Below are 22,594 nucleotides of genomic sequence, written 5' to 3'. Positions count from 1 at the left end.
TCCCTTTGATGTTTCGTTCAGACCGACAGACAAGCGTATTTCAGCTCTAGGTACTCATCGATCCCGTAGGCCGAGCCTTCGCGTCCGAGGCCCGACATTTTCACGCCGCCGAAAGGCGCTTCGGCGGCAGAAATCAGCCCGGTATTCACGCCGACCATCCCGTATTCGAGGCGTTCCATCACACGGTAGACCCGCGAGATGTCCCGGGCATAGAAATACGCGGCCAAGCCGAACTCGGTATCGTTCGCCATGGAGATCGCCTCGGCTTCGGTGTCGAAGCGGAAGACGGGGGCAAGCGGCCCGAACGTTTCCTCCCGGGCGAGGCGCATGTCCCCGGTCGCGCCGGTCAGAACCGTCGGTTTCAGGAAGCGGCCGCCTTGCGAAATATCGGTGCCGCCCCCGACGATCGACGCCCCCTTGCCAAGCGCATCGGCAAGGTGCGCCTGCACCTTCTCGACCGCGGCATCGGTGATCATCGGGCCGATATCGACACCCGGTTCGCTGCCGTCGCCGGTTTTCAGCGTACGGACCCGGTCGGACAGGCGTGCGACAAACTCGTCGTGTATACCGGCCTGTGCAAAGATGCGGTTGGCGCAGACGCAGGTCTGGCCGGCATTTCGGAACTTGGCGTTCACCGCGCCATCGACGGCCGCGTCGAGATCGGCATCGTCGAACACGATGAACGGGGCGTTGCCGCCGAGCTCGAGGCTCAGCTTCATGATCTGCGGCGCCGCCTGCGCCATGAGGATCTGACCCACACGCGTCGATCCGGTGAAGCTGAGCTTGCGGACTATCGGATTGTCGCAAAACTCCTGCCCGATTGCGGCCGCGTCGGTCGAGGTCACCACGTTGAACACGCCCGGTGGCACACCGGCCCGTTCGCCAAGTTCGGCCATGGCCAGCGCCGAAAGCGGCGTCAGCTCCGACGGGCGGGCAACGAAGGTGCAGCCTGCGGCAAGGGCAGGGGCGACCTTGCGCGCAATCATTGCATTCGGGAAATTCCATGGCGTGATCGACGCCGCGACGCCTATGGGTTGTTTCAGGACCAGAATGCGCTTGTCGCGCTGGTGTCCGGGGATCGTGTCCCCGTAGACCCGGCGCGCTTCTTCGGCGAACCAGTGGAAGAACGAGGCGCCATAGCCGATTTCGCCCCGCGCTTCGGCCAGCGGCTTGCCCATCTCGGCCGTAAGGATCGTCGCCAGATCGTCGGCGTGGTCCAGCATCAGGTCGGCCCAGCGGCGCAGGATGTCCGACCGCTCTTTCGCGGTCATCGCCGACCAGTCCGGAAAGGCATCCCTGGCGGCCTCGATTCCGCGAGCAGCTTCGACACGTGTCAGCTCGGCGACGTCGGCAACGACGGCATCGGTCGCCGGATTGACCACTTCGGACCTGGACGTGCCGGGCAACCAATCGCCGTTCACGTAAGCATCCGTCCGCAAAAGGCCGGGATCCTGCAAGAGGTCCTTCATGTCGATCTGTCTTCCCCCCATCGGCGAACGTGCGTTCAGTATATTGAACCAAGTTCCTCATGTTGTATAACGTCCCGGGCAAGGGGTCGTCAACGACTGATGAGGGTGAACAGTGGCTAGGGATGCAGAGGACGTTGAAAAACCGGCTGTGCCAGCCGTAGCCCGTGCGGCTGCGCTGCTCGACCTTGTGGCTGCCGAACCCGACAGACTTGGCCTGACGGACCTGGCGGACCGGTTGGGGTTGGCGAAAAGCTCCATTCACGCACTGACGCGCACTTTGGTCGAAAGCGGTGTTCTGGAACGGACGCCGCGCCAAACTTTCGTGGTCGGACCGCGCGTGATGAGGTGGGCGACGGCATTCTCCAAGCGCAGCGACGTCGCAACCGAGTTCGCCCGCATCTGGGACGAGGGGACGGTGCGGCTGCAAGGCGCCACGATCACGCTTTCGACGTTGGACGGGAACGATGTTGTCTATATCGGCGCAAGGAACTCCGAGAACACGCCGTGGTTCAATTTTCGCGTCGGAATGCGCCTCCCCATGGCCTTCACCGCGACCGGGCAGGCTTTCATGAGCCGGATGAGCGACGCCGAGATCCGGTACCGCCTGCGCGATGGCTTGCCGGAACCGCTGACCCCACGGTCGCCGCAGACGGTCGAGGACGTCCTGGCCCTTGTCGCGCAGACCCGGGATCGGGGATATTCGCTCGACCTAGAATATGTCAGCGAAGGGATGGTCTGCTTCGGCGCGCCGGTCCTGGGGGCGGCGAACAAACCAGCCGCGGGGGTCGCGGTCAGTCTTCCTGCGGCAGAGCGGACGCCCCAGACGGACGAGCGTGTGGTTGCGACCCTCATTCGTATGGCGCGGACCATTTCGGAGCGCATGGGCGCAGTGCTGGAAGACCAGTCGAACCTCGATTGAAGACGCGCCTATTCGCATGACTGAGGGCGCGATCAATACAGAAACACCGTCGCCGTGGCCGGAAGCCATGTCACCAGCATCAATACGACCAGCATTACCGCGATGAACGGCAAGGTCGCCAGAAAGATCTGTTCGACCGACGTGTTCGGATCGTTGAGCGTGTTGTGGACCGTGAAGACCGAGATTCCGAACGGCGGCGTGAGCAGCCCGATCTCCACCGCGATGACGGTGATGATCCCGAAATGGCTGAGGTCGATCCCGAGACCGGTCGCGATCGGGGCAGCAATGGGCACCATGATCAGAAGGATCGATGTCGAGTCGAGGATCATGCCCATCAGCAGCACGATGGCAGCGTAGAACACGATGAATCCCGTGGGTCCGAAACCGCTATCCGTGACCAGGCCCGCAATGGCATTCGGCAGACCGGCGATGGACAGCATGCGGGAATAGAAACTCGCTGCCACCAGCAACAGCAGGATCGAGACGGAGATGACCCCGGTCTGCTTCATGACCTGCCACAGCTTGTGCCGGTCCAGGCTGCGTCGCGCGAGGGCCAGAATGAATGCGCCGAAGGCGCCGATGCCGCCAGCTTCGGTCGGGGTGAAGAAGCCCGAATAGAGACCACCCAGAACCAGCACCACCAGAAGGACGATCGGAACGAGTTTTGCGATCATCTCTCCCACGGGCATGTCGATACCGGTTTCCAGGCGACGCATCTCGGCGGCTTCGGGGTCGGTGAAGACGAACCCCGGTGCGACCAGCGTCAAGCCGATCAGGATCGCCACGAACCCCCCCGCCAGCATCAGACCCGGAATGATGCCGGCGATGAACATCCCCCCGATCGAGACCTCTGCCAGCACGCCGTAGATAATCAGAAGCAGGCTGGGCGGAATCAGCATGCCCAAGACAGAGGATCCCGCGACGGTCCCCGACGCGAAAGCGGCGCGATAGCCGTGACGCTCCATCTCGGGCACGGCGACGCGGGTGAACACCGCGGCCGAGGCGATGGACACCCCGGTGACCGCAGCGAAGATGGTATTCGCGGCGACCGTGGCCACCCCAAGGCCGCACAGCATGCGTTTCAGCAGAACCTCGGCCACCTCGAACGTATCACGCCCGACATTCGACACGCTGACCAGAAGACCCATCAGGACGAACAGGGGAATGGTCGCGAACAGGTAGTCCGAAATGCCGCTATAGGCGGTGAGTTCCAGCATGCGGAAAGCCAGGTCCAGGTTTTCCCGGATCAGCCAGATGCCGACGAAGGCCACACCCAGAAGGGCGTAGGCGATCTGCATCCCCAGAATGACGAGGATGACAAGGACACCGATGAGTACGAAGCCAAGGGCAAGGGACGTCATGACCCCTCACCGACGATGGGGGTGCGATTGATCGCGCGGTAAAGGGCGGCCAGCGACGCCAGCGCCGAGCCCAGCACGATGATCCCGCGGAACGGCCAGGTGGGAACGGTGAAGACGCCTTGCACACCGAAGAACTCGGCCACGTTCCATGCGTTCAGCGCCTTGTCCCAGGACGACCAGACGATCAGGGCGAAAACGACAGCGCCGACAAGGCAGAACAGGCTTTCGATCAGGCCCGCAACAGCCGGCGAGGCCTTTGCGATGCGGCGAAACAGGAAATCGGCGCGGGTCAGGCGGCCTTGCATGATCGCGGCCGCGGTCTGCAAAAACACGATGGCGACGACCGAATGGCCGGCGATTTCGGCCACTCCCGTGATCGGCGCGTTGAAGAAGTTGCGGCCGATCACGTCGGCTACGATCAACAGCATCAGCAGGCCGATCCAGATCGTTCCGATAGAAGACAACCCGGCCGCTATCCCGCCCAGGACGGCCCCGGCCGGGGCGTCGGCAAAGCGCGGGATCGTTTCCCCCGTCGCCTGTTGTGTCTCGTGGATGTCGCTGTCGCTCATGCCCGCCTTGTCCATATCCGCCGCATGGACGGGGCCCGACCGGAGACCGGGCCCCGAACCTGTCTATCGTTCAGCGGCCTTCGTCCCAGGCGCGCAGCGGTTCGGCCCCGCGCTCGCGCAGTGCGTCGAAGTAGGCAGACAGGACCGCTTCGCCGTCCTCGCCCGTCTGGTCGAGCCAGGGCTGAACGATGTCCGGAAGGCCCTCGACCCACTTCTGCTTTTCGGCATCGGGCAGGTCGCTGACCGTCAGGCCCGCAGCCTGCATTTCGTCCATCGCGCGCGCAGCAAGTTCGGCCACGTAATCGCCGTGGGCTTGCGAGGTTGCCTCGGCCGCCTCTCGCAGGGCGTCCTGGACCGGTGCGGGAAGCCCGTCGAAGAAGTCCTTGTTCGCCGCGATCGATCCGAAATACATCGACCCGATGCCGACGCGGGTCAGTTCGGGCGCGACCTCATAGACGCGGGTCGGAAGGATTCCGGACGCGAAGGACAAGGTCCCCTCGGTCACGCCGGTCTGGATATTGGTGTAGTAGGTGGTCAACGCGCCGTCGACCGGCGTCGCCTCGGTCCCTTGCAGCCAGTTGGCCGATGTCCCCGGTGCGTTCAGACGGCGGTTCTGCAGATCTTCCATCGTTTGGACCGGGAAGGTCGCGTAGACGTCATAGCTGTCGGTGATCAGGGACGAGAGCGGGACCATGTTGTTCTCGGCCCAGCTGTCGGCAAGCTCGGGCAGGTTCCGGTTCAGGTCGTCGAAAATGTCGATCAGCATCCGGTGGTCGGACGTGGCGAAGGGCGTGAAGTAGGTCACGTTCTGCAAGGGCATGGTCGAACCCTCCCAGACGGTGCCGACCATCCCGATATCGACGATGCCGTCCTGCACGGCCTCGCGCGTATCGGTGTATTTGTAGAGGGTTCCGGCATAGGCCTCGTTCCAGTTCACCGTATATTCGCCCCCGTCTTCGAGGATGCGGTTCACTTCCGGCTGGAACGTGTTCTTCATCGCATAGACCCAGATGTTCTGTTCGGGGTGCGATGATCCGATGTTGATCGTGATGGATTGTTGTGCCGTTGCGGCCCCCGCCGCGAGACTGGCCGCGACGGCCAGGGCGAATGTACTGTGTTTCATGGTATCCTCCCAAATGGTGGGCCTTGGTTGGCCCCTTCGTCAGTCCTTCAACGTGCCGAGCGCGCGCAGCACCCGCTCGGGCGTGAAGGGCATGCGCGTGACCTGACCGCCCAGCGGTCGGATCGCATCGTTGATGGCGTTCATCACCGCCGCCGGCGCACCGGCTGTGCCGGCCTCCCCCGCGCCCTTGGCCCCCAGTTCGCTTTCCTGCGTCGGTGTTTCAACGTGGCGGATGACCATGTCCGGCATCTCGCCAGACATCGGAACCAGGTAGTCGGCCATCGAGCCGTTCTGGATCTGCCCCTCGTCGTCATAGACGATTTCCTCGAACAAGGCGCCGCCGATGCCCTGCACGATGCCGCCGCGGATCTGTTCGTCGACCAGCTGCGGATTGATGATCCGGCCGCAATCCTCGACACACCAGTGCTTCAACAGTTTCACGAAGCCCGTTTCAGTATCGACCTCGACATAGGAGGCCTGAACTCCGTTCGTGAACGCATAAGGATAGTCGGACGTGATGTAGTGGCGCGTCTGCATGAGCTCGCGCGACAGGTCCTTGGGCAGGGTGTCGCCGCGGAAATAGACGACGCGTCCCAGCTCCTCCAATGGCAGGCGGTCCTCGCCTGACGCGGCATCGACGATCTGGCCGTCGCGTATATCCAGCCCCTCGGCCTTTGCCTGAAGCATTGAGGCCGCGATGCCGAGGATCTGATCGCGAAGCGCGCGGCCGGCCTTCAAGGCGGCCTCGCCCCCGATTCCGGCTCCGCGCGAGGCCCAGGTGCCGCCGCCGAACGGAGTCACGCGGGTGTCGCCGGTGACCACGCGGACCATGTCGGGGCGGATACCGACCGCTTCGGCCACGATCTGGGCCATGATCGCTTCGGTCCCCTGGCCCTGCTCGGTCACGCCGGTCAGGACGACGACCGACCCGTCGGGGTCCATCCGCACGGTGCACCCGTCCTGCGCCGAGATCCGCGCGCCGCCGATCCCGTACATGAAGGGCGAGGGGTTCGTCAGCTCGATGAAACTGGCGATTCCGATGCCGCGATGGATACCGCGCTTGCGCAGGTCGGCTTGCTCGGCCCGCAACACATCGTAATCCATCGCCTCGACCAGCGCATCCAGGCTTTTCTCATGCGACAAACCCTCCAGCTTCAGCCCGGCCGCGGTCGTAACCGGATAGGCGTCGTCGCGGATCACGTTGCGGCGGCGGAACTCGATCGGGTCGATCCCCATCTCGGCCGCGGCCATGTCCACCAGACCCTCTGTAATCGCGACGGCGACCGGGTGGCCGACGGCGCGATACTGGGCGCAGATACCCTTGTTCTGGAACACGGTGGTCGACCGGACGCGGTAATGCTCAAAATCGTAGGGGCCCCCGATCAGGTTGGTCACCTGAAGTCCCTCAACGGCCGAGGTGCGCGGATAGATCGAATAGGGTCCGATCCCGGTCCAGTCGTCCACGTCGAAGCCCAGTATTTTGCCGCTTTCGTCCACGGCGATCCGGCCCGTCGCCTCATGGTCGCGGGCGTGGATGTCGCTAGTGAAGCTTTCCAGTCGGTCGGCGCAGAACTTGACCGGCCGCCCCATGATCTTCGCGATGGCGGCCGTTGCGACCTCGTCGGGATAAACATGGACCTTCACCCCGAACGAACCGCCGACATCCCCGCAGATCACGCGGACGCGGCTTTCGGGAATGCCCATGTGCTTGGCCAAAAGCACCTGCAGCATGTGCGGCGCCTGGTTCGAGACATGGGCCGTCAGCTCGCCCTCGCCGCCGTTCCAGTCGGCGATGATGACGCGCGGTTCCAGCGTTACGCCCGTATGCCGGCCGATCTTGAACTCGGATTCGACCACGGTATGGGCACCGTCGAACGCCTTTTGGGGCGTGGCCGTCGCGTTTTCCTTGCGAAAACAGAGGTTGTCGTCGAATTGCGGGTGCAGGACGGGCGTGTCCTTGTCCAGCGCGCTTCGCATGTCCGTTACTGCGGGAAGCGGCTCGAAATCGACGATCACCAGGGCTGCCGCCGCCTCGGCCTCGGCACGGGTGCGCGCGACCACGGCGACCACCGGTTCCCCGGCCCAGGTGGCCCGATCGATGGCGAGCGCAGATTGCGGTGGCGTCTTCATGCCCTCGAGGTGCGCAAGCTTGCCTTCCCACGGCGTACAGACCTGGGCCAAGTCACGCGCGGTGAAGATGCCCAGAACACCCTTCTGCGCGCGCGCCTCCTCGGTATCGATTTCGCCGATCTTGGCATGTGCATGGGGACAGCGCAGGAATGCGACATGAACCATGCGGGGCAGGGTGATGTCGTCGACATACCGGCCCTTGCCTGCCACCAGTCTGCCAGCGTTCGGGCGCGGCACGGTCCGGCCGATATAGCTGTTCGGGCGGTTCGGATCGTCGAACTTGATGTTCATGACATCGCCCCCTCCGCGCGGTCGCGGGCCACCGTCTCGACGGCGTCGACGATCGCCTCGTATCCGGTGCACCGGCAATAATTGCCGGACATGTGCTCGCGGATCTCCGCCCGCGATGGCGTGCCGCCGGCGTCGATCAGGGCTTTGGCCGCGACCAGCATGCCGGGCGTGCAATATCCGCATTGCAGCGCGTTGCGCGCGACGAAGGCGGCCTGAAGGTCGGCGACGAGGCCTCTGTCGGTCAGGCCCTCGATGGTCCAGACGTCGGCGCCGCCCAGTTGCGGCGCCAGAGTCAGGCACCCGCGCACGGGGGCACCGTCGACCAGCACCGTGCAGGCCCCGCAGACCCCATGTTCGCACCCCGCATGTGATCCTGTCAGACCCAGATCCAAACGCAACAGGTCGATCAGGTGACGGCCCGCAGGCACGGTCAGTTCGACCGCTTCGCCGTTCACCGTCAACTCCAGATCGATGCGGTTGCGGAAAGCATCTGTCATACGTCCTCTCCCAGTTCGGTGGCGATGCGGTGCAGCAGAACGCCCGCGAGGTGGCGCCGATACGCGGCACTTCCTTGCGTATCGCTGGGCGGGTCGAGGGCATCGGACAGCGCCGAAACGGCCCCGTCGACATCGCCTGCATCCAGCCGTTCCATCGCGACGGTGCAAAGGAGGGGCGTCGGCCCGGTGCCGAACGCGGCGATCCGGTGCGCCCCGCCCCGGATCACCACGGCCAGCCCCGCGATCGCGTAATCGCCCGCGCGACGCGCCGCTTCGCGGATGACGTGACGCTCGCCCGCCTGCGTCTTTGGCACCACGATCCCTGTCAGGATCTCTCCCTCGCGCATTTCGGTCTCGAAAACGTCGCGGAAAAAGTCGGTCGCCGCGACCTCGCGTTCCCCGTCCGGACCCGTCAGTCGGATGACAGCATCGAGCGCGACGGCGCAGGCCGGAAACTCGGCCGCCGGGTCGGCGTGGGCAAGCGAGCCGCCGATCGTGCCGCGATTGCGGATGGCCTCATGCGCGATCAACGGCGCGGCCTGTGCCAGAAGCGGGACATGGCGCGCGATCAGCGGGTCCGTGGCGACATCGGCATGGCGCATCAGCGCGCCGATCACCAGTCTGTCGTCCTCCTCCCGCACACCGCGCAGGTCCGACAGGCCGGTGATATCGACCAGCAAATCCCCAAAACTCAGCCCCATGTTGAGGGCGGCAACCAAGCTTTGCCCGCCCGCCAGCACGCGCCCCATACCCTCGGCGTCCGCCAAAAGCCGGATCGCATGCGCCATGTCTTCGGCACGCGCGTAGCCGCCCACCTGCGCTTTCATGTCCATCCTCCCCATGCGCCGGAATTTCAGCGCCCCTCAGTGCCGCCGCTTATTGATCATGCGATCACTTGCGGGAAGCATAGAAACGTTCCGTTGGCAAAAGCAAGGAATTTTGCAATGAGAGGCCGCGACGAGGGACCGATGACAAAACCAGCACCAACCGCCGAGCAGGACCGCCGCCGGCTGCCGCCGCAGGAGCGGCGCGCGCAGATCGTCGACGCGGCCGTCAGCTTCTTTGCCGATGAAGGCCTCGACGGAAACACGCGCGATCTGGCCAAGCGGCTGGGTGTGACGCAGTCGTTGATCTTCAAGTATTTCGACAACAAGCAGGCGCTGCTCGAAGCGGTCTATGCGCATGTTTATCTCGACCGGATCTCTCCGGACTGGTCAGACCTTCTGCGCGACCGGTCCCGCACGCTGCGTGATCGCATGATTACGTTCTACAGCGAATATGGCGACCGCATCTTCGACTATGCCTGGATGCGTATCTTCATGTTTTCCGGTCTGGCGGGGGCCGACCTGAATCGGCGCTATCTGACCCATCTGTCGCAGACCCTGCTTCTGCCCATGCTGGACGAAATCCGCCACGAGGTCGGTCGCGATGACGCCGTCACCCCCGAGGATCTGTGGTCGCTGCATGGCGGGATCGTCTATATCGGGATCCGCAAGCACATCTACAAAATGCCGGTCCCGGCAGACCCCTTGCCCGAGATCGTGCGCGTCATCGACAGGTTCCTCGCCTCGATCGGGCACGGACCTGCGCATTGAAACCCGCCCCCGCGGGGCCTTGGTTCACGCCCCCGCCCGGGCTAAGGTTCCCTGCAGGTAAGTTCAGGAGAGTTCGATGACCCGGCTTCTGTCGATCGGGACGTATGGTGAGGCCGATACGAAGGCTCTGGATGAGATGGGCGCGCGATTTGTGCCAGATCTCGACGCGGCGTGCGCGCTGGACGACGCGGCGCGCGCCGATGTTACTGCGATCGCGTTCAAGGGGTCGGGCTCGTTCGATGATGCGGCGATGGATCGCTTTCCGGGGCTGGGACTGATCGCGAATTTCGGCGTCGGCTACGATGCCATCGATGTCGAGGCCGCCGAGGGGCGCAGTATCGCCGTCACGAACACGCCTGATGTGCTGAATGACGATGTCGCCGATCTGGCTGTTGCCATGTGGCTGATGCAGGGACGCAGGATGCTGCAGGCCGACGCTCATGTCAGGTCGGGCACCTGGGCCGAGGGGACGCCGTTCCCCCTGAACCGGAAGGTCTCTGGCGGCACCGCGGGGATATTGGGGCTTGGCCGTATCGGATACGAGATCGCGGATCGGCTGGCAGCGTTCAAGATGGACATTCACTACTGGTCTCGGTCGCCCAAGAAGACGCCCGGATGGACTTATCACGCCGACCCGCAAAGTTTGGCGGCGGACGTCGATTTCCTGTTCGTGGCCGTCGTCGGCGGCCCCGAGACCGAGAACCTCGTGGATGGCCGTTTGCTGGACGCGTTGGGGCCTGATGGTGTTCTCATCAACATTTCGCGCGGGTCGGTCGTCGACGAAGCAGCCCTTCTGGACCGGCTGGAACGCGGCGCTCTGGCCGGGGCGGGGCTGGACGTGTTCGCGGACGAACCCCGGGCCGACCCGCGGTTCGCCAAGCTTGATACCGTTGTCTTGCAACCGCATCAGGCCTCGGCCACCCATGCCACGCGCGGCGCGATGGGCCAACTTCAAAGAGACAACATAGCGGCTTTCTTCGAAGGGCAGGATTTGCTGACCCCCGTCGTCTGACCCTTACTTCTTCCCGGCGTTCGGCTCAGATATCGCGTCGACATCCACGAGGTTCCAGGCCATTCCCTGGTTGCGATACAGGCGTTTACCCAGAAGGGGATAATCCCCGACGTCATGTGCACGCCGTTCGCCGACTACGATGGCGCGGAACGGCGAATCGCCCGTATTCTCGATGTGATGCGCGGCACCCTGTTTGCGGTAGCCGATGAAATCGCCCGGCCCGATGGGAAAGCGGCTCTCGCCGATGACGGCGGTGGCGTGCCCGGACAGAACATAGACGCATTCGTCCTCGTGGGCATGGCAATGGTGTTCGGTGGTCAGGTCGCCGGGCGCGACCTCGATCAGGTGAAAGCCCAAGCCCGTCAGGCCCGTCCGGTCGCCGAGCGACTTGTTGATCCGTCGGGCACGGTCGTTCAGAAAATGGGTCTTTGACAGACCCTGCAAATCCGCAATCTCGTCTGCCTTGAGAATATACCCATCCATGCCATGCCCCCCATCATGAACCACGGGGTCAGCCTATACTGGCCCAACCCGGCAAGGCGAGACAGTTTTCCGCAAGGGCAACGGCAGGGCAAGTGCAGGGCGAGCGCACCGGCCGAGAAGCCGCAGAGTGCCGCCCACCGGACGTCCCGCCGGGCGGCACTCTGTTAAAATTGTGTATCACCTGCGAACGTCTTCCCCTTGGGGAAGGCGCAGGCGCATTCAGCCCTGACGGGCCTTTTGCGCACGCCGCGGACGGCCATTGGACGGCTTTGCCTGGGGATTGCCGGGCCGGCCGCCCGGCTTGCCTTTGCCGCCCCCGGCACCGCGACGACGCGAGGGGCCCTTGGGTGCCGGCACCGGCGCCGCATCGGCCCAGGCGGCGTCGACCGCTACGGGCAGGGTCTTGCCCAGAAGCTTTTCGATATCGCGAAGATAGGCCAGCTCGTCCGGGGCGCAGATCGCCACGGCCTTGCCCGACCTGCCGGCGCGGCCGGTCCGGCCGATCCGATGGACATAGGTCTCGGGGATGTTGGGCAGGTCGTAGTTATAGACGAATTCCACCTCGGGGATGTCGATCCCGCGGGCGGCCACGTCTGTCGCGACGAGCACCTTGATCTCGCCCGTCTGGAACGCTTTCAGCGCCCGATCCCGCTGGTTCTGAGAGCGATTTCCGTGCAGTGCCGCGCCCGGGAACCCGGCCCGGTCGAGCTGGCGCATCAGCCGGTCGGACCCGTGCTTGGTGCGCGCAAAGACCAGCGCGCGTTCCTCGGGGTGAGTCCCCAGTAGCTCGGCCAGATGCTCGGTCTTCGCCTCCTTGGGGATGAAACGGACCTCCTGCGTGACCTTGTCGGCGGGCTTGCCCGGGGGGGCGACCTCGACGCGAACGGGGTTGTTCAGGAACGTTTGCGCGATCTCGTTCATCTGCTTGGACATGGTGGCCGAGAACAGAAGCGTCTGACGCTCTTCGGGGATAAACCTGGCGATCTTCCGCAGATCATGGATGAAGCCCATGTCCAGCATTTGGTCCGCTTCGTCGAGGACGAGGAACCGCGTTTCGGACAGGGTAACGGCCTTCTGGTTCAGCAGGTCCAGCAGACGGCCGGGGGTGGCGACAAGGATGTCGACGCCCCGTTCCAGGCGGCCGATCTGGCGATTGACGGACACGCCGCCGGTCACGACCGCGATGCCAAGCTTGGCGCCGCCAGCAAGCGGGCGCAGGTTGTCGGCGATCTGGTTGGCCAGTTCGCGCGTGGGGGCCAGGATCAGGGTGCGCGCGGTTTTCGGCGCGGGCTTGCCCTGCATGGCGATCAGCGCATCAAGGATCGGCAGCCCGAACGCGATGGTCTTGCCGGTGCCGGTCTGGGCCAGGCCCATGACATCGCGGCCTTCCATGACGTGCGGAATGGCCTTTGCCTGGATTGGGGTGGGGGTGTCGAGACCGGCCTCTTTCAGGCGGTCGAGGAGGGAGGGCGCGAGGCCCAGCATATCGAAGTCCATGGGATATCCCGTGTCGAGGAACTGTCGGGACCGGTATCCGTATCCCGTTGTTGGGGCACGAAAGGGTGCCCGAATGCGTCCGAGGGTGCGGCACGGGCTGACCGGCGGGCCGGATTGCCCGTTGGCCGACGTGACGCCTGCCTCCCCGCGTGATCTGGGAAACGGTGCGCCGATCCGGTGGGGCCCCAAAGGCGGCCCGTCTGCTCACGCGGCAGGGAAACGGCGTCTTCAGGGGCATATCTGCGCCCTTGGACCCGAAGTCAATCCCGCCGCCGACCCGGCGCGGGACTGATTAAGCGTTTTGCTGCAATGCGGTTCGATTCGCCGCGTCCATATCTCATGCAGTTTGGGGGAGGCTGAAGCCGCGTTGCCCCCTTTAGGCGGATTGTCCCCATGATTGGATGACCGCCGGGGCCGGCAGCTTGGCGTGCCGGCCGGTCGGATCGCCCCGTGGGGCGATCTGCGCCTCAGCCCGCCTTGTCCAGGACCCGCAACTGTGGCCGGCCGGTGGGGGCCGCGGACTTGGCCGCGTCCGCGCCATCCTCGCGAAGCGCCTTGATCAGGGCGCTGAGGTCCTCGGACCGGTCGGTCAGGGTCGTGCTTGTCTTCGTCGCTTCTTTCGCCATGTCGGCGTTCTCCGATATCACGCGGTTGAGCTCGTGGATGGCCACGTTGATCTGTTCGGCACCCGTTTGCTGTTCGCGGGTCGCGGCCGAAATTTCCTCGACCAGGTCGGCGGTCTTCACGATCTCGGGCAGAAGGGCCGTGATCTCGCGGCCGGCCTCGTTCGAGGCATCCTGCGTCTCGACCGATAGTTTTCCGATTTCGGCGGCTGCGCTCTGGCTGCGTTCGGCCAGTTTGCGCACTTCGGAGGCGACGACGGCGAAGCCGCGTCCGTGCGTGCCGGCGCGCGCCGCCTCGATCGCGGCGTTCAGGGCCAGAAGGTCGGTTTGGCGGGCAATCTCCTGCACGATGCGGATCTTGTCGGAAATGGCGGCCATCGCATCGACGGCGCGAGAGACCGCATCGCCCGCCCGCTGCGCATCGGTCGAGCAGGTGTTGGCGATCGTCTTCGTTGTCGCGGCGTTCTCGGCGCAATGCCGGATGGAGGCCGCGATCTCCTCCATCGCCGAGGAGGCCTGCTGCGCAGAGGACGACTGACGGCTTGCCCCGTCACTGATGCGCGACGACAGGCCCGCGACTTCCTCGCAGTTCGAGGCGACAAGCGCGACGCTGCTGCCCGCGCGATCGAGCATCTCATGGCGTTTCGCGATCTCCTTCGACATGTCGCGGACGAAAGCGGCATAGGCCCACGAGTTGCCGACCCGCATCTTGGACAGGGCCAGGCTGACCGGGACCGTCGTGCCGTCCTTGCGGGGGACGTGGACGTCGCGGCTGGTGCCGACGATCTTGTCCACCCCCGTCGCGCGGTTCGCCTCGACCAGCGCGTCGTGATTGGCCCGGTGTTCGTGCGGGACAAGCATCGCGACGTTGTTGCCCAGAACCTCTTCCCGGCGATACCCCCAAAGTTTTTCGGCAGATTCGTTGAAATAAGTGACTGCGTTCTTCGTATCGATCATGACAACTGCGTCGATCGCCTGATCGAGGGCTGAGATCAGCAACGAGCGGGGAGCGCGGTCGCCTTGGCCGCGCCAAAGCCATTTGAGCATGTTTTGAATACCTTGCGTTCCTGCAGCAAAAATACTGCGAGATCGTCGGTATCCGTGGGGAGTTAAAGGCCCGTAAGACAACGCGGCTAAAGTCCACCGCATTTTACGTATTGCGGGAACTCCCTTGTTTTAGGCGCCGTTTAGCCGCGCCTCACTGAAGGTCGGCGAACGCATCCCTCAGACGGGTGCATGCCTCTTCGATGCGGGCTCGGGGGGTGCCGATGTTGAAGCGCAGGAAGGACTCTCCGCCTTTGCCAAAGGTCGGGCCGAGGTTGGCGGCGATCCGCGCCTGGTCTTCGACACGGGCACGGACTTCGGCCAGGGGCATTCCGGTGCCGGACGTGTCGACCCAGGACAGATACGTGGACTCCAGTGGCATCGACGCCAGCCCGGGGATGTCCGCGACCGCGTCGTCGAACATCCGGCGGTTCCCGTCGAGATAAGCGACAAGCTCGTCGACCCATGCGGCACCCTCGGGCGAATAGGCCGCTTCGGTCATCGTCAGGCCGAACGAGTTCGGCGAAAGGCCCAGTCCGGCCATTCGCGCGGCGAAACGGGTGCGCAGCCCTTCGTCGGCGATGATGACATTGCCGGTATGGGCCCCGGCGATGTTGAACGTCTTCGAAGCGGCCGTCATCGTGACAAGTCGGTCGGCGATACCCTCGATCCGGGCCGTGGGCGTATGGGTATGGCCGGGGAAGACGAGGTCGTGATGGATCTCGTCCGAGACCAGGATCAGCTCGTGACGGCGCGCGAAATCGGCGATCTGGTCCAGCTCGGCCCTAGTCCAGACCCGGCCGCCCGGGTTGTGGGGCGAGCACAGGATCAACATCGTCTCGGACCCCGTCATGGCGGCGTCGAACGCATCGAAATCAAGGGTGTACTTGCCGTCGGTCACCGGCATCTCCAGCTCGCGAAGCTCACGCCCCGCGGCCCGGACCACACGTCCGAACGCGTGGTAGACGGGGGAAAACACGACGACCGCATCGCCGGGCGCGGTGAATGTATCAAGGCACAGGCCCGTCCCGTTCACCAGGCCATGCGTCGTGAATATGTGGGACGGGTCGATCTGCCACCCATGGCGCGTGTCCATCCACCAGCGGATCGCCTCGCGATACGGCCCGTCATCGGCGTAATAGCCGTAAACCCCGTGGTCGAGCATGCCCCTCAGCGCATCCTGCACGACATGCGGCGGGCGGAAGTCCATGTCCGCGACCCACATCGCCAGCCCGTCTTCGGCCGGAACACCATAGAGTTTCTCCATCGCGTCCCATTTCGCCGAATGGGTGCCGCGGCGGTCGATGATGTCGTCGAAGCTCATGATCTGTCCCCTGTTTGCCGGTGGGGCAAGTTAGGCCCGTGGTCAGAGGGCGCAAGGCGATTGCAGCACGGCGGGGCCGGGGTTACATGGCAATCCATGACGATCCGACCCATCCTGATCCACCCCGACCCGCGGCTCAAGACCCGCGCCACCGAGATCGGCCAGCCCGATGACACGGTGCGCGCGCTGGCGGCCGATATGCTTGAAACCATGTATGACGCGCCGGGGATCGGTCTGGCCGCGCCCCAGATCGGCTTGATGCAACGCCTGCTGGTCATGGACTGCGTCAAGGAGGAAGGGGCCGAGCCCCGACCGATGGCCTTGATCGACCCGGTGATCGAATGGGCGTCCGAAGAGCTGTCGGTCTACGAGGAAGGGTGCCTGTCCATCCCCGAGCAATACGCCGATGTCGAACGCCCCGCCGAGGTCGAGGTCAGCTGGACGGATCTGGACGGCGCGCGGCAAAGCGAGCGGTTCGGGGGGCTATGGTCCACCTGCGTCCAGCACGAGATCGACCATCTGGATGGCAAGCTGTTCATCGATTACCTCAAGCCGCTGAAGCGCCAGATGATCACCCGCAAGATGCAGAAGCTGAAGCGCGAAAAGGCGCGGACGTGACCCCTGCCGCGACCTACCGGCCCCGCGCGGTGCGCACGCTGGACGGGTGGCGGGTCGGCGGGTTGCGGCTGAAGCTGTACCACATCGGGGCGGTGCCCCCGGCCGACGGCCTTCTGGCCGATGCGCGGGCCGAAACCGCCCGGATCGAGGCCGAGGCGGCGCGCGAAGGCGGGGCGGCGGGCCTTGGCTTTGCCGTGATCCATGAGGGCGAGGCGGGCGTGTGGCTGCTGATGGACTGGTGGGCGCATGGTGACATCCTGTGCCAACGCCTCAGTTTCTCGGACGGCGGCGGCTTCGCGCCGGTGGAGCCGCGCCCGCTGGTCGCCTGCGTCTGGGAACTGCCCATCCTGTGCCACGAGCGCGACGCCTGGGTCCGTCACATGATGAGCGACCCGGCCTCGCCGCAGGGATACCTAGACGATCTGCGTCCGGGCGCGACGGTCTGATGGCGTCTCGCCCGATCTTACGCTGGCCCGACCGGCGCTTGCGGACCCCGGCCGCGCCCGTCGATGCCGTGACGGATGAGGTCCGCTGCATCTGGGACGACATGGTCGACACGATGGACGCGATGCCGGGCGTGGGACTGGCCGCGCCGCAGATCGGCGTCGGGCTGCGTCTTGCCGTGGTGGACGCCAGCGAGGCGCGGGGGCAGGCGGTGCGCATGGCCAACCCGGTGATCCTGCATGCCAGCGGCCAGATGCGTGAGCATGAGGAGGCGTCGCCCTGCCTCCCCGGAGTCTCGGCCGTGATCGCGCGGCCGCGCGCAGTGACCGTGCGGTTCCTGGACGAGACCGGTGAGGAGGTCGAGCGTGATTTCGTCCAGCTCTGGGCGACCAGCGTCCAGCACCAGATCGACCACCTCGACGGCAAGCTCTTCGTCCACCGACTGGGCCGGGTAAAGCGTGAGATGCTGATCAAGCGGTCGGCCAAGTTGGCCTGATCCGGACGCTGGCGCCAAGGCGACGATCCGCTATGTCGCCCCCCGACCAATACGAAAGGGAACGGCATCATGCGGATCGTGTTCATGGGAACGCCCGAGTTTTCTGTGCCCGCGCTTCGGGCATTGCAGGCGGCGGGGCACGAGATCGCTGCCGTCTATACACAGCCTCCGCGTCCGGCGGGGCGCGGCAAGCGCGACCGACGCTCGGCCGTGCATGAGGCGGCTGACGCCATGGGGCTTGAGGTGCGGCACCCGACCTCGCTGAAGGGCGCGGCCGACAAGGGGGCCTTCGCCGAGTTGGGCGCGGACGTGGCCGTCGTCGTGGCCTACGGTCTGATCCTGCCGCAGGCGGTTCTGGACGCGCCGCGACGGGGGTGCCTGAATATCCACGCTTCGCTTCTGCCGCGCTGGCGCGGGGCCGCGCCGATCCACCGCGCGGTGATGGCGGGCGACGCGCAGACCGGTGTGTGTATCATGCGGATGGAGGCAGGGCTGGACACCGGTCCGGTGATCCTGCGCGAGATGACCGAGATCGGACCGGAGGACACCACCGGCGATTTGCATGACCGGCTGTCGGCAATGGGCGCGGATGCCATCACGGCCGCGCTGGACCGGCTGGGGGCGCTGCCCGAGACGCCCCAGCCCGAGATCGGCGTGACCTACGCCGAGAAGGTGGACAAGGCCGAAGCGCGCGTGGATTGGTCGCGCCCTGCGATAGAGATCGACCGGCAGATCCGCGGCCTCTCGCCATTTCCCGGGGCATGGACCGAGGTCGGGGGGGGGAGGGTTAAGCTGCTGCGATCCCGCCTTGTCGATGGCTCGGGACAGCCGGGCGCGGTTCTTTCAGGCTTTACCGTCGCGTGCGGCGAAGGTGCGGTCGAAATCCTGAACGTCCAGCGCGAGGGCAAGCGCCCCCAATCCGCGCAAGAGGCGTTGCGAGGGATGGACCTGCCCGACACGATCGGGTGACGTCGGGGGAAGCTGGAACAGGGGGGAAGGCCATGAACCCAAAGCAGAAGATGGCGCGCGAACGGACCGACTGGGCCGAGGACCGCACGATCCTTGCCGCCGAACGCACCTATGCGGGCTGGGTCCGCACCGGGCTGACGGCGGTCGTCGTGGCGATCGGTCTGCAGGCCCTGTTCCGGCTGGAGGAACCGGCTTGGCTGCCCCGCGCCGTGGCCAGCGTGTTCCTGCTGGGCGCGCTTTTGGTCTTTCTGGCCGGCTGGTCGGAGGCACGGATCAGCCACCGCAACTTCAAGACCCATGGTTGCCGCGTGCAACCCTTCTGGCGCATCACGTTGCTGACGGTCATTCTGGCCTTGGGAACGATGGGAACGGCGGCGGTGCTCTGGCTGCTGTGACCCGGACGGGGTAGGGTCGGTGCATCCCCGACTCGGACCAGAGGTGTCATGGCCGACAATCCCGCCTATCAGGTGCTTGCCCGCAAATACCGCCCGCAGACCTTCAAGGACCTGATCGGGCAGGACGCGATGGTGCGCGTTCTGAAGAACGCCTTCGCCGCGGACCGGATCGCGCAGGCCTTCATCATGACTGGCATTCGCGGGACCGGGAAGACGACCACCGCGCGGATCATCGCCAAGGGGATGAATTGCGTCGGACCGGACGGAAACGGTGGTCCCACGGTCGAACCCTGCGGCGTGTGCGAGCCCTGCCGCGCCATCGCCGAGGGGCGCCATGTCGACGTGATGGAGATGGACGGCGCGTCCCAGACCGGCGTGAACGACATCCGCGACAACATCATCTCGACCGTCAGCTATGCGCCCGCCTCGGCGCGGTACAAGATCTACATCATCGACGAGGTTCACATGCTGTCGACCAGCGCGTTCAACGCGCTGCTGAAGACGCTGGAGGAGCCGCCGGCCCATGTGAAGTTCATCTTCGCCACGACTGAAATCCGCAAGGTCCCGGTGACGGTGCTGAGCCGCTGCCAACGCTTCGACCTGCGTCGGATCGAGCCCGAGGTGATGATGACCCATCTTGCGGACATCGCCGGCCGCGAGGGGGCCGAGGTCGGGCAGGACGCGCTGGCGCTGATTGCGCGCGCTTCGGAAGGGTCGGTGCGGGACGCGCAATCGCTTCTGGATCAGGCGATCGCCCATGGCCAGGGTGAGACGACGGCCGATCAGGTGCGCGCCATGCTGGGTCTTGCCGATCGCGGGCGGGTGCTGGACCTGTTCGACATGGTGATGAAGGGCGACGCGGCAGGGGCCTTGGCCGAGATCGCGGGCCAATACGCCGACGGGGCCGATCCGATGGCGGTGCTGCGCGATCTGGCCGAGGTCACGCACTGGATCAGCGTGGTGAAAATTACCCCCGAGGCCGTCGAGGATCCGACCGTCGGCCCCGATGAACGCGAGCGCGGGCGCGACATGGCGGAACGTCTGCCGATGCGCGCGCTGACGCGGATGTGGCAGATGCTGCTGAAGGCGCTTGAGGAAGTCGCGGCGGCCCCCAACGCGATGATGGCCGCCGAGATGGCGATCATCCGCCTGACCCACGTGGCCGAGCTGCCCTCGCCCGGGGACCTGGTGCGGAAGCTGAAGGACGGCCCGCCTGCGGGGGTGTCGGCAAGCCCCGCCCCTGGGCCCGGTGGCGGCGGGGGCGGTGGGACGGTGGCGCGCGGGCCGGTCGCTCACCACGGGGCGGCAACGGCCGTGGCGCGTCAGCCCGACGACGCGCTGGCCCGGTATCAGCGGTTCGATCAGGTGGTCGAACTGATCCGCGCAAACCGAGACGCCAAGCTGCTGATCGATGTCGAGACCGGCGTCAGGCTGGTCAACTATGCCCCCGGTCGGATCGAGTTCGCGCCATCGGACGCGGCCCCGCGCGATCTGGCCGCGCGGCTGGGTGCGGCGCTGCAACGCTGGACGGGCGTGCGCTGGGGGGTTTCCGTCGTCGCGGACGGCGGGGCGCCAACGATCGCGGAAACACGCGACGCCGAGGCCGAGGCCCTGCGGAGCAAGGCACTGGCGCATCCGATGATGCAGGCCGTGCTTGAGGCGTTCCCGGATGCAAGGATCGTGGGCATCCGCACGCCCGAACAGATCGCCGCCGAGGCCCAGGTCGAGGCGCTTCCCGAGGTCGACGAGGAATGGGACCCATTCGCCGACGACGATTAAGCCCGGGCTAAACGGAATGGACCCGCTTGCCTCTCATTCGCGTTACCAACTTTGGAGGAAGGCACGAGATGTGCCTTCGGGAATAGGAAGGTCATTCCATGAGCCGCATCATCTATCTTATCGGCCTTGTCGTCGTCATCGCGATCATCCTGTCGCTTCTGGGGCTGATCTGACGTCTTGCCTGCCTTGAACGCAGGCACCCGGACCCGTATCTGAGGGTGAACCTCGGATACGGGAGAACGGGATGTTCAAGGGACTCGGCGGCCTCGGCGATATGAGCAAGATGATGAAGGCCGCGCAGGAGATGCAGGGAAAGATGGAATCCCTGCAAGAAGATCTGCGCACCATGCATGTGACCGGCGAAAGCGGGGCCGGCATGGTCAAGGCGACCTCGACCGCGAAGGGCGAGCTTGTGGGCCTTGATATCGATCCGTCGATCTTCAACCCGGAAGAGAAGGAAGTGGTCGAGGACCTGATCCTCGCCGCGATCAAGGACGCGCAGCAAAAGGCGTCCGACAAGGCCCAGGAAGAGATGCAGAAGCTGACCGACGGCCTTGGTCTGCCGCCGGGCATGAAGCTTCCCTTCTAGGCCCACAGACCCCGTTTCATGGCAAATGCCGAGATTCAGGCGCTGATCGATCTGATGGCGCGCCTTCCGGGACTCGGGCCACGTTCGGCCCGGCGGGCGGTGCTGCATCTGATCAAGAAGCGCGCGGCGGTCATGCGCCCGCTGGCGCAGGCCTTGATGCAGGTCGCCGACGGCGCGCGCGAATGCCTTGTCTGCGGCAATATCGGAACGACAGACATCTGTGACATCTGCCGAAGCGACAAGCGCGCCACCGGCGAGATCTGCGTGGTCGAGCATGTCGCGGACCTTTGGGCGATGGAGCGGTCGGGCGTTTTTCGTGGGCGCTATCACGTTCTGGGCGGCACTTTGTCGGCGCTGGATGCCGTCGGCCCGGACGAGCTGCGGATTCCCCGGCTGGAGACACGCATCACCGAAGAGGGCGCGTCTGAAGTGATCCTTGCGCTGGGTGCCACGGTCGATGGGCAGACAACCGCCCATTACATCGCCGACCGCCTGTCCGGACATGAAGGCCTGTCGGTTACCACGCTGGCCCAGGGCGTTCCGGTGGGGGGCGAGCTGGACTACCTGGACGACGGAACGATCGGCGCCGCCTTGCGCGCGCGGCGCAGCTTCTGACCGGCCCCGCGATTCGGTTTCCCGCTTAGAGCGACTCGTTCAAGGGCTATCCACAACTTCCTTACCGAATCGTTGCAATTATCCCTTTACAGATTCGCTCCCGTCTCACACCATATTTTGTGAGGACAGGGCGGGAACACGACCCATCCTCGTGCAGGCACCGAGTCCTTGGGGCGATTCGCATCGCCAGTCGGGACCAAGACATGGGGATACCAATGTCACTGAGCGAGCAGTTCATCACGTCGGACGATCTTGATCCGATCGACCTTGTCGAGCATTTGGCCGAACACCATGAATGGGAGTTCGACCGCGTTGCCGACGATCAGATCGCCATGGCCGTCCAAGGCCAGTGGCGCACCTATAGCTTGACCTTGGCCTGGGCGCCGTATGACGAGACCCTCCGCCTGATCTGTACCTTCGAGATGGACCCGCCGGAGGAACGCCTGCCCGAACTCTATGAGACGCTGAATGGCGCCAACGACCTGTGCTGGCTGGGTGCGTTCACCTATTGGGCCGAGCCGAAACTGATGGTCTATCGCTATGCGCTGTCCCTGTCGGGCGCGCAGATCGCGGCCCCGGAACAGATCGATCGAATGATCGACGCCGCCATCCGGAATGCCGAGCGGTTCTATCCCGCTTTTCAACTGGTTTGCTGGGGAAATCGCACCCCCGGCGATGCCATGCAGGTCGCCATAGCCGAGGCCTACGGCCGCGCGTGACCTGCCACCCCAGGGGCCGCCCCCACACCCCCA

Annotated in this window: 23 protein-coding genes; 12 read left to right on the top strand and 11 right to left on the bottom strand. The window is 65.2% G+C overall.

The genetic code is table 11. The features are described 5' to 3' along the window. Positions 1-17: 17 nt before the first annotated feature. The gene (locus PAA8504_RS17940) at positions 18-1,469 is read right to left on the bottom strand and encodes an NAD-dependent succinate-semialdehyde dehydrogenase (protein ID WP_108895569.1); all 1,452 of its coding nucleotides are present in this window, start codon (positions 1,467-1,469) and stop codon (positions 18-20) included. A gap of 112 nt (positions 1,470-1,581) precedes the next feature. Between PAA8504_RS17940 and PAA8504_RS17935 the strand changes: the two genes are divergently transcribed. Then, positions 1,582-2,388: an IclR family transcriptional regulator gene (locus tag PAA8504_RS17935; RefSeq protein ID WP_108895521.1), complete on the top strand. Its 807-nt coding sequence runs from the start codon at positions 1,582-1,584 to the stop codon at positions 2,386-2,388. Positions 2,389-2,420: 32 nt separating this feature from the next. Here PAA8504_RS17935 and PAA8504_RS17930 read toward each other — a convergent pair whose 3' ends face one another. The 6 genes from PAA8504_RS17930 to PAA8504_RS17905 all read right to left on the bottom strand — a co-directional run bounded on the left by PAA8504_RS17930 (position 2,421) and on the right by PAA8504_RS17905 (position 9,186). After that, positions 2,421-3,749, bottom strand: coding sequence for a TRAP transporter large permease (locus PAA8504_RS17930; protein WP_108895520.1), 1,329 nt, complete (start codon positions 3,747-3,749; stop codon positions 2,421-2,423). Then, positions 3,746-4,318, bottom strand: a complete 573-nt coding sequence (locus PAA8504_RS17925; RefSeq protein WP_108895568.1) for a TRAP transporter small permease subunit — start codon at positions 4,316-4,318, stop codon at positions 3,746-3,748. Before PAA8504_RS17925 ends, PAA8504_RS17930 begins: the two co-directional genes overlap by 4 nt. 70 nt (positions 4,319-4,388) lie before the next feature. Next, positions 4,389-5,441 (bottom strand): C4-dicarboxylate TRAP transporter substrate-binding protein, encoded by a 1,053-nt coding sequence (locus tag PAA8504_RS17920; RefSeq protein WP_108895519.1) that lies wholly within the window; start codon positions 5,439-5,441, stop codon positions 4,389-4,391. Between the two features lie 39 nt (positions 5,442-5,480). After that, positions 5,481-7,862, bottom strand: coding sequence for a xanthine dehydrogenase family protein molybdopterin-binding subunit (locus tag PAA8504_RS17915; protein WP_108895518.1), 2,382 nt, complete (start codon positions 7,860-7,862; stop codon positions 5,481-5,483). After that, positions 7,859-8,359: a (2Fe-2S)-binding protein gene (locus PAA8504_RS17910; RefSeq protein WP_108895517.1), complete on the bottom strand. Its 501-nt coding sequence runs from the start codon at positions 8,357-8,359 to the stop codon at positions 7,859-7,861. Before PAA8504_RS17910 ends, PAA8504_RS17915 begins: the two co-directional genes overlap by 4 nt. Then, entirely contained in the window at positions 8,356-9,186 is an 831-nt protein-coding gene (locus tag PAA8504_RS17905) for an FAD binding domain-containing protein (RefSeq protein WP_108895516.1), read from the bottom strand. Before PAA8504_RS17905 ends, PAA8504_RS17910 begins: the two co-directional genes overlap by 4 nt. Before the next feature lie 141 nt (positions 9,187-9,327). Between PAA8504_RS17905 and PAA8504_RS17900 the strand changes: the two genes are divergently transcribed. Together PAA8504_RS17900 and PAA8504_RS17895 are read left to right on the top strand one after the other, a co-directional pair. Next, positions 9,328-9,954, top strand: coding sequence for a TetR/AcrR family transcriptional regulator (locus PAA8504_RS17900; RefSeq protein WP_108895567.1), 627 nt, complete (start codon positions 9,328-9,330; stop codon positions 9,952-9,954). Positions 9,955-10,030: 76 nt separating this feature from the next. After that, positions 10,031-10,966 (top strand): 2-hydroxyacid dehydrogenase, encoded by a 936-nt coding sequence (locus tag PAA8504_RS17895; protein WP_108895515.1) that lies wholly within the window; start codon positions 10,031-10,033, stop codon positions 10,964-10,966. 3 nt (positions 10,967-10,969) lie between these two features. On the opposite strand, the gene PAA8504_RS17890 is transcribed toward PAA8504_RS17895, so the two are convergent. The 4 genes from PAA8504_RS17890 to PAA8504_RS17875 all read right to left on the bottom strand — a co-directional run bounded on the left by PAA8504_RS17890 (position 10,970) and on the right by PAA8504_RS17875 (position 15,937). Continuing rightward, positions 10,970-11,449, bottom strand: coding sequence for a cupin domain-containing protein (locus PAA8504_RS17890; protein WP_108895514.1), 480 nt, complete (start codon positions 11,447-11,449; stop codon positions 10,970-10,972). Positions 11,450-11,668: 219 nt separating this feature from the next. Continuing rightward, positions 11,669-12,946, bottom strand: coding sequence for a DEAD/DEAH box helicase (locus tag PAA8504_RS17885; RefSeq protein ID WP_108895513.1), 1,278 nt, complete (start codon positions 12,944-12,946; stop codon positions 11,669-11,671). 467 nt (positions 12,947-13,413) lie between these two features. Continuing rightward, positions 13,414-14,616 (bottom strand): methyl-accepting chemotaxis protein, encoded by a 1,203-nt coding sequence (locus PAA8504_RS17880; RefSeq protein ID WP_181375857.1) that lies wholly within the window; start codon positions 14,614-14,616, stop codon positions 13,414-13,416. A 151-nt stretch (positions 14,617-14,767) separates the two neighbouring features. After that, a complete protein-coding gene (locus tag PAA8504_RS17875; protein WP_108895511.1) occupies positions 14,768-15,937 on the bottom strand; it encodes a MalY/PatB family protein in 1,170 nt (389 codons plus the stop codon). Positions 15,938-16,033: 96 nt separating this feature from the next. Between PAA8504_RS17875 and def (PAA8504_RS17870) the strand changes: the two genes are divergently transcribed. The 9 genes from def (PAA8504_RS17870) (at position 16,034) to PAA8504_RS17830 (ending at position 22,561) form a co-directional block, all read left to right on the top strand. Next, entirely contained in the window at positions 16,034-16,555 is a 522-nt protein-coding gene (def, locus tag PAA8504_RS17870; RefSeq protein ID WP_108895510.1) for a peptide deformylase, read from the top strand. Beyond that, positions 16,552-17,001 (top strand): hypothetical protein, encoded by a 450-nt coding sequence (locus PAA8504_RS17865; RefSeq protein ID WP_108895509.1) that lies wholly within the window; start codon positions 16,552-16,554, stop codon positions 16,999-17,001. Before def (PAA8504_RS17870) ends, PAA8504_RS17865 begins: the two co-directional genes overlap by 4 nt. Then, positions 17,001-17,495 (top strand): peptide deformylase, encoded by a 495-nt coding sequence (gene def, locus PAA8504_RS17860; RefSeq protein WP_108895508.1) that lies wholly within the window; start codon positions 17,001-17,003, stop codon positions 17,493-17,495. Before PAA8504_RS17865 ends, def (PAA8504_RS17860) begins: the two co-directional genes overlap by 1 nt. Positions 17,496-17,564: 69 nt before the next feature. Beyond that, positions 17,565-18,464, top strand: coding sequence for a methionyl-tRNA formyltransferase (fmt, locus tag PAA8504_RS17855; protein ID WP_108895507.1), 900 nt, complete (start codon positions 17,565-17,567; stop codon positions 18,462-18,464). Between the two features lie 32 nt (positions 18,465-18,496). Further along, entirely contained in the window at positions 18,497-18,859 is a 363-nt protein-coding gene (locus PAA8504_RS17850) for a DUF202 domain-containing protein (protein WP_108895506.1), read from the top strand. Positions 18,860-18,907: 48 nt separating this feature from the next. Then, the gene (locus tag PAA8504_RS17845; protein WP_108895505.1) at positions 18,908-20,638 is read left to right on the top strand and encodes a DNA polymerase III subunit gamma/tau; all 1,731 of its coding nucleotides are present in this window, start codon (positions 18,908-18,910) and stop codon (positions 20,636-20,638) included. Positions 20,639-20,882: 244 nt separating this feature from the next. Next, the gene (locus PAA8504_RS17840) at positions 20,883-21,227 is read left to right on the top strand and encodes a YbaB/EbfC family nucleoid-associated protein (RefSeq protein ID WP_108895504.1); all 345 of its coding nucleotides are present in this window, start codon (positions 20,883-20,885) and stop codon (positions 21,225-21,227) included. 18 nt (positions 21,228-21,245) lie between these two features. After that, on the top strand, positions 21,246-21,842 hold the full coding sequence (gene recR / locus PAA8504_RS17835; RefSeq protein WP_108895503.1) for a recombination mediator RecR: 597 nt from the start codon (positions 21,246-21,248) through the stop codon (positions 21,840-21,842). 215 nt (positions 21,843-22,057) lie between these two features. Continuing rightward, positions 22,058-22,561: a type III secretion system chaperone family protein gene (locus PAA8504_RS17830; protein ID WP_108895502.1), complete on the top strand. Its 504-nt coding sequence runs from the start codon at positions 22,058-22,060 to the stop codon at positions 22,559-22,561. Positions 22,562-22,594: the final 33 nt, after the last annotated feature.

It is taken from the genome of Palleronia abyssalis, from assembly GCF_900302445.1.
Taxonomy (GTDB): domain Bacteria; phylum Pseudomonadota; class Alphaproteobacteria; order Rhodobacterales; family Rhodobacteraceae; genus Palleronia; species Palleronia abyssalis.
This window is presented reverse-complemented; position numbering and strand designations above follow the sequence as displayed.

Bases quoted from the DNA above. Each gene is read 5' to 3' on its own strand.
- PAA8504_RS17940 (WP_108895569.1), bottom strand. From the start codon at position 1,469: ATGAAGGACCTCTTGCAGGATCCCGGCCTTTTGCGGACGGATGCTTAC.
- PAA8504_RS17895 (WP_108895515.1), top strand. From the start codon at position 10,031: ATGACCCGGCTTCTGTCGATCGGGACGTATGGTGAGGCCGATACGAAG.
- PAA8504_RS17830 (WP_108895502.1), top strand. From the start codon at position 22,058: ATGTCACTGAGCGAGCAGTTCATCACGTCGGACGATCTTGATCCGATC.
- PAA8504_RS17905 (WP_108895516.1), bottom strand. From the start codon at position 9,186: ATGAAAGCGCAGGTGGGCGGCTACGCGCGTGCCGAAGACATGGCGCAT.
- PAA8504_RS17890 (WP_108895514.1), bottom strand. From the start codon at position 11,449: ATGGATGGGTATATTCTCAAGGCAGACGAGATTGCGGATTTGCAGGGT.
- PAA8504_RS17880 (WP_181375857.1), bottom strand. From the start codon at position 14,616: ATGCTCAAATGGCTTTGGCGCGGCCAAGGCGACCGCGCTCCCCGCTCG.
- PAA8504_RS17845 (WP_108895505.1), top strand. From the start codon at position 18,908: ATGGCCGACAATCCCGCCTATCAGGTGCTTGCCCGCAAATACCGCCCG.
- PAA8504_RS17915 (WP_108895518.1), bottom strand. From the start codon at position 7,862: ATGAACATCAAGTTCGACGATCCGAACCGCCCGAACAGCTATATCGGC.
- PAA8504_RS17930 (WP_108895520.1), bottom strand. From the start codon at position 3,749: ATGACGTCCCTTGCCCTTGGCTTCGTACTCATCGGTGTCCTTGTCATC.
- PAA8504_RS17850 (WP_108895506.1), top strand. From the start codon at position 18,497: ATGAACCCAAAGCAGAAGATGGCGCGCGAACGGACCGACTGGGCCGAG.
- PAA8504_RS17910 (WP_108895517.1), bottom strand. From the start codon at position 8,359: ATGACAGATGCTTTCCGCAACCGCATCGATCTGGAGTTGACGGTGAAC.
- PAA8504_RS17840 (WP_108895504.1), top strand. From the start codon at position 20,883: ATGTTCAAGGGACTCGGCGGCCTCGGCGATATGAGCAAGATGATGAAG.
- PAA8504_RS17925 (WP_108895568.1), bottom strand. From the start codon at position 4,318: ATGAGCGACAGCGACATCCACGAGACACAACAGGCGACGGGGGAAACG.
- recR (WP_108895503.1), top strand. From the start codon at position 21,246: ATGGCAAATGCCGAGATTCAGGCGCTGATCGATCTGATGGCGCGCCTT.
- PAA8504_RS17885 (WP_108895513.1), bottom strand. From the start codon at position 12,946: ATGGACTTCGATATGCTGGGCCTCGCGCCCTCCCTCCTCGACCGCCTG.
- fmt (WP_108895507.1), top strand. From the start codon at position 17,565: ATGCGGATCGTGTTCATGGGAACGCCCGAGTTTTCTGTGCCCGCGCTT.
- PAA8504_RS17875 (WP_108895511.1), bottom strand. From the start codon at position 15,937: ATGAGCTTCGACGACATCATCGACCGCCGCGGCACCCATTCGGCGAAA.
- def (WP_108895510.1), top strand. From the start codon at position 16,034: ATGACGATCCGACCCATCCTGATCCACCCCGACCCGCGGCTCAAGACC.
- PAA8504_RS17900 (WP_108895567.1), top strand. From the start codon at position 9,328: ATGACAAAACCAGCACCAACCGCCGAGCAGGACCGCCGCCGGCTGCCG.
- def (WP_108895508.1), top strand. From the start codon at position 17,001: ATGGCGTCTCGCCCGATCTTACGCTGGCCCGACCGGCGCTTGCGGACC.
- PAA8504_RS17920 (WP_108895519.1), bottom strand. From the start codon at position 5,441: ATGAAACACAGTACATTCGCCCTGGCCGTCGCGGCCAGTCTCGCGGCG.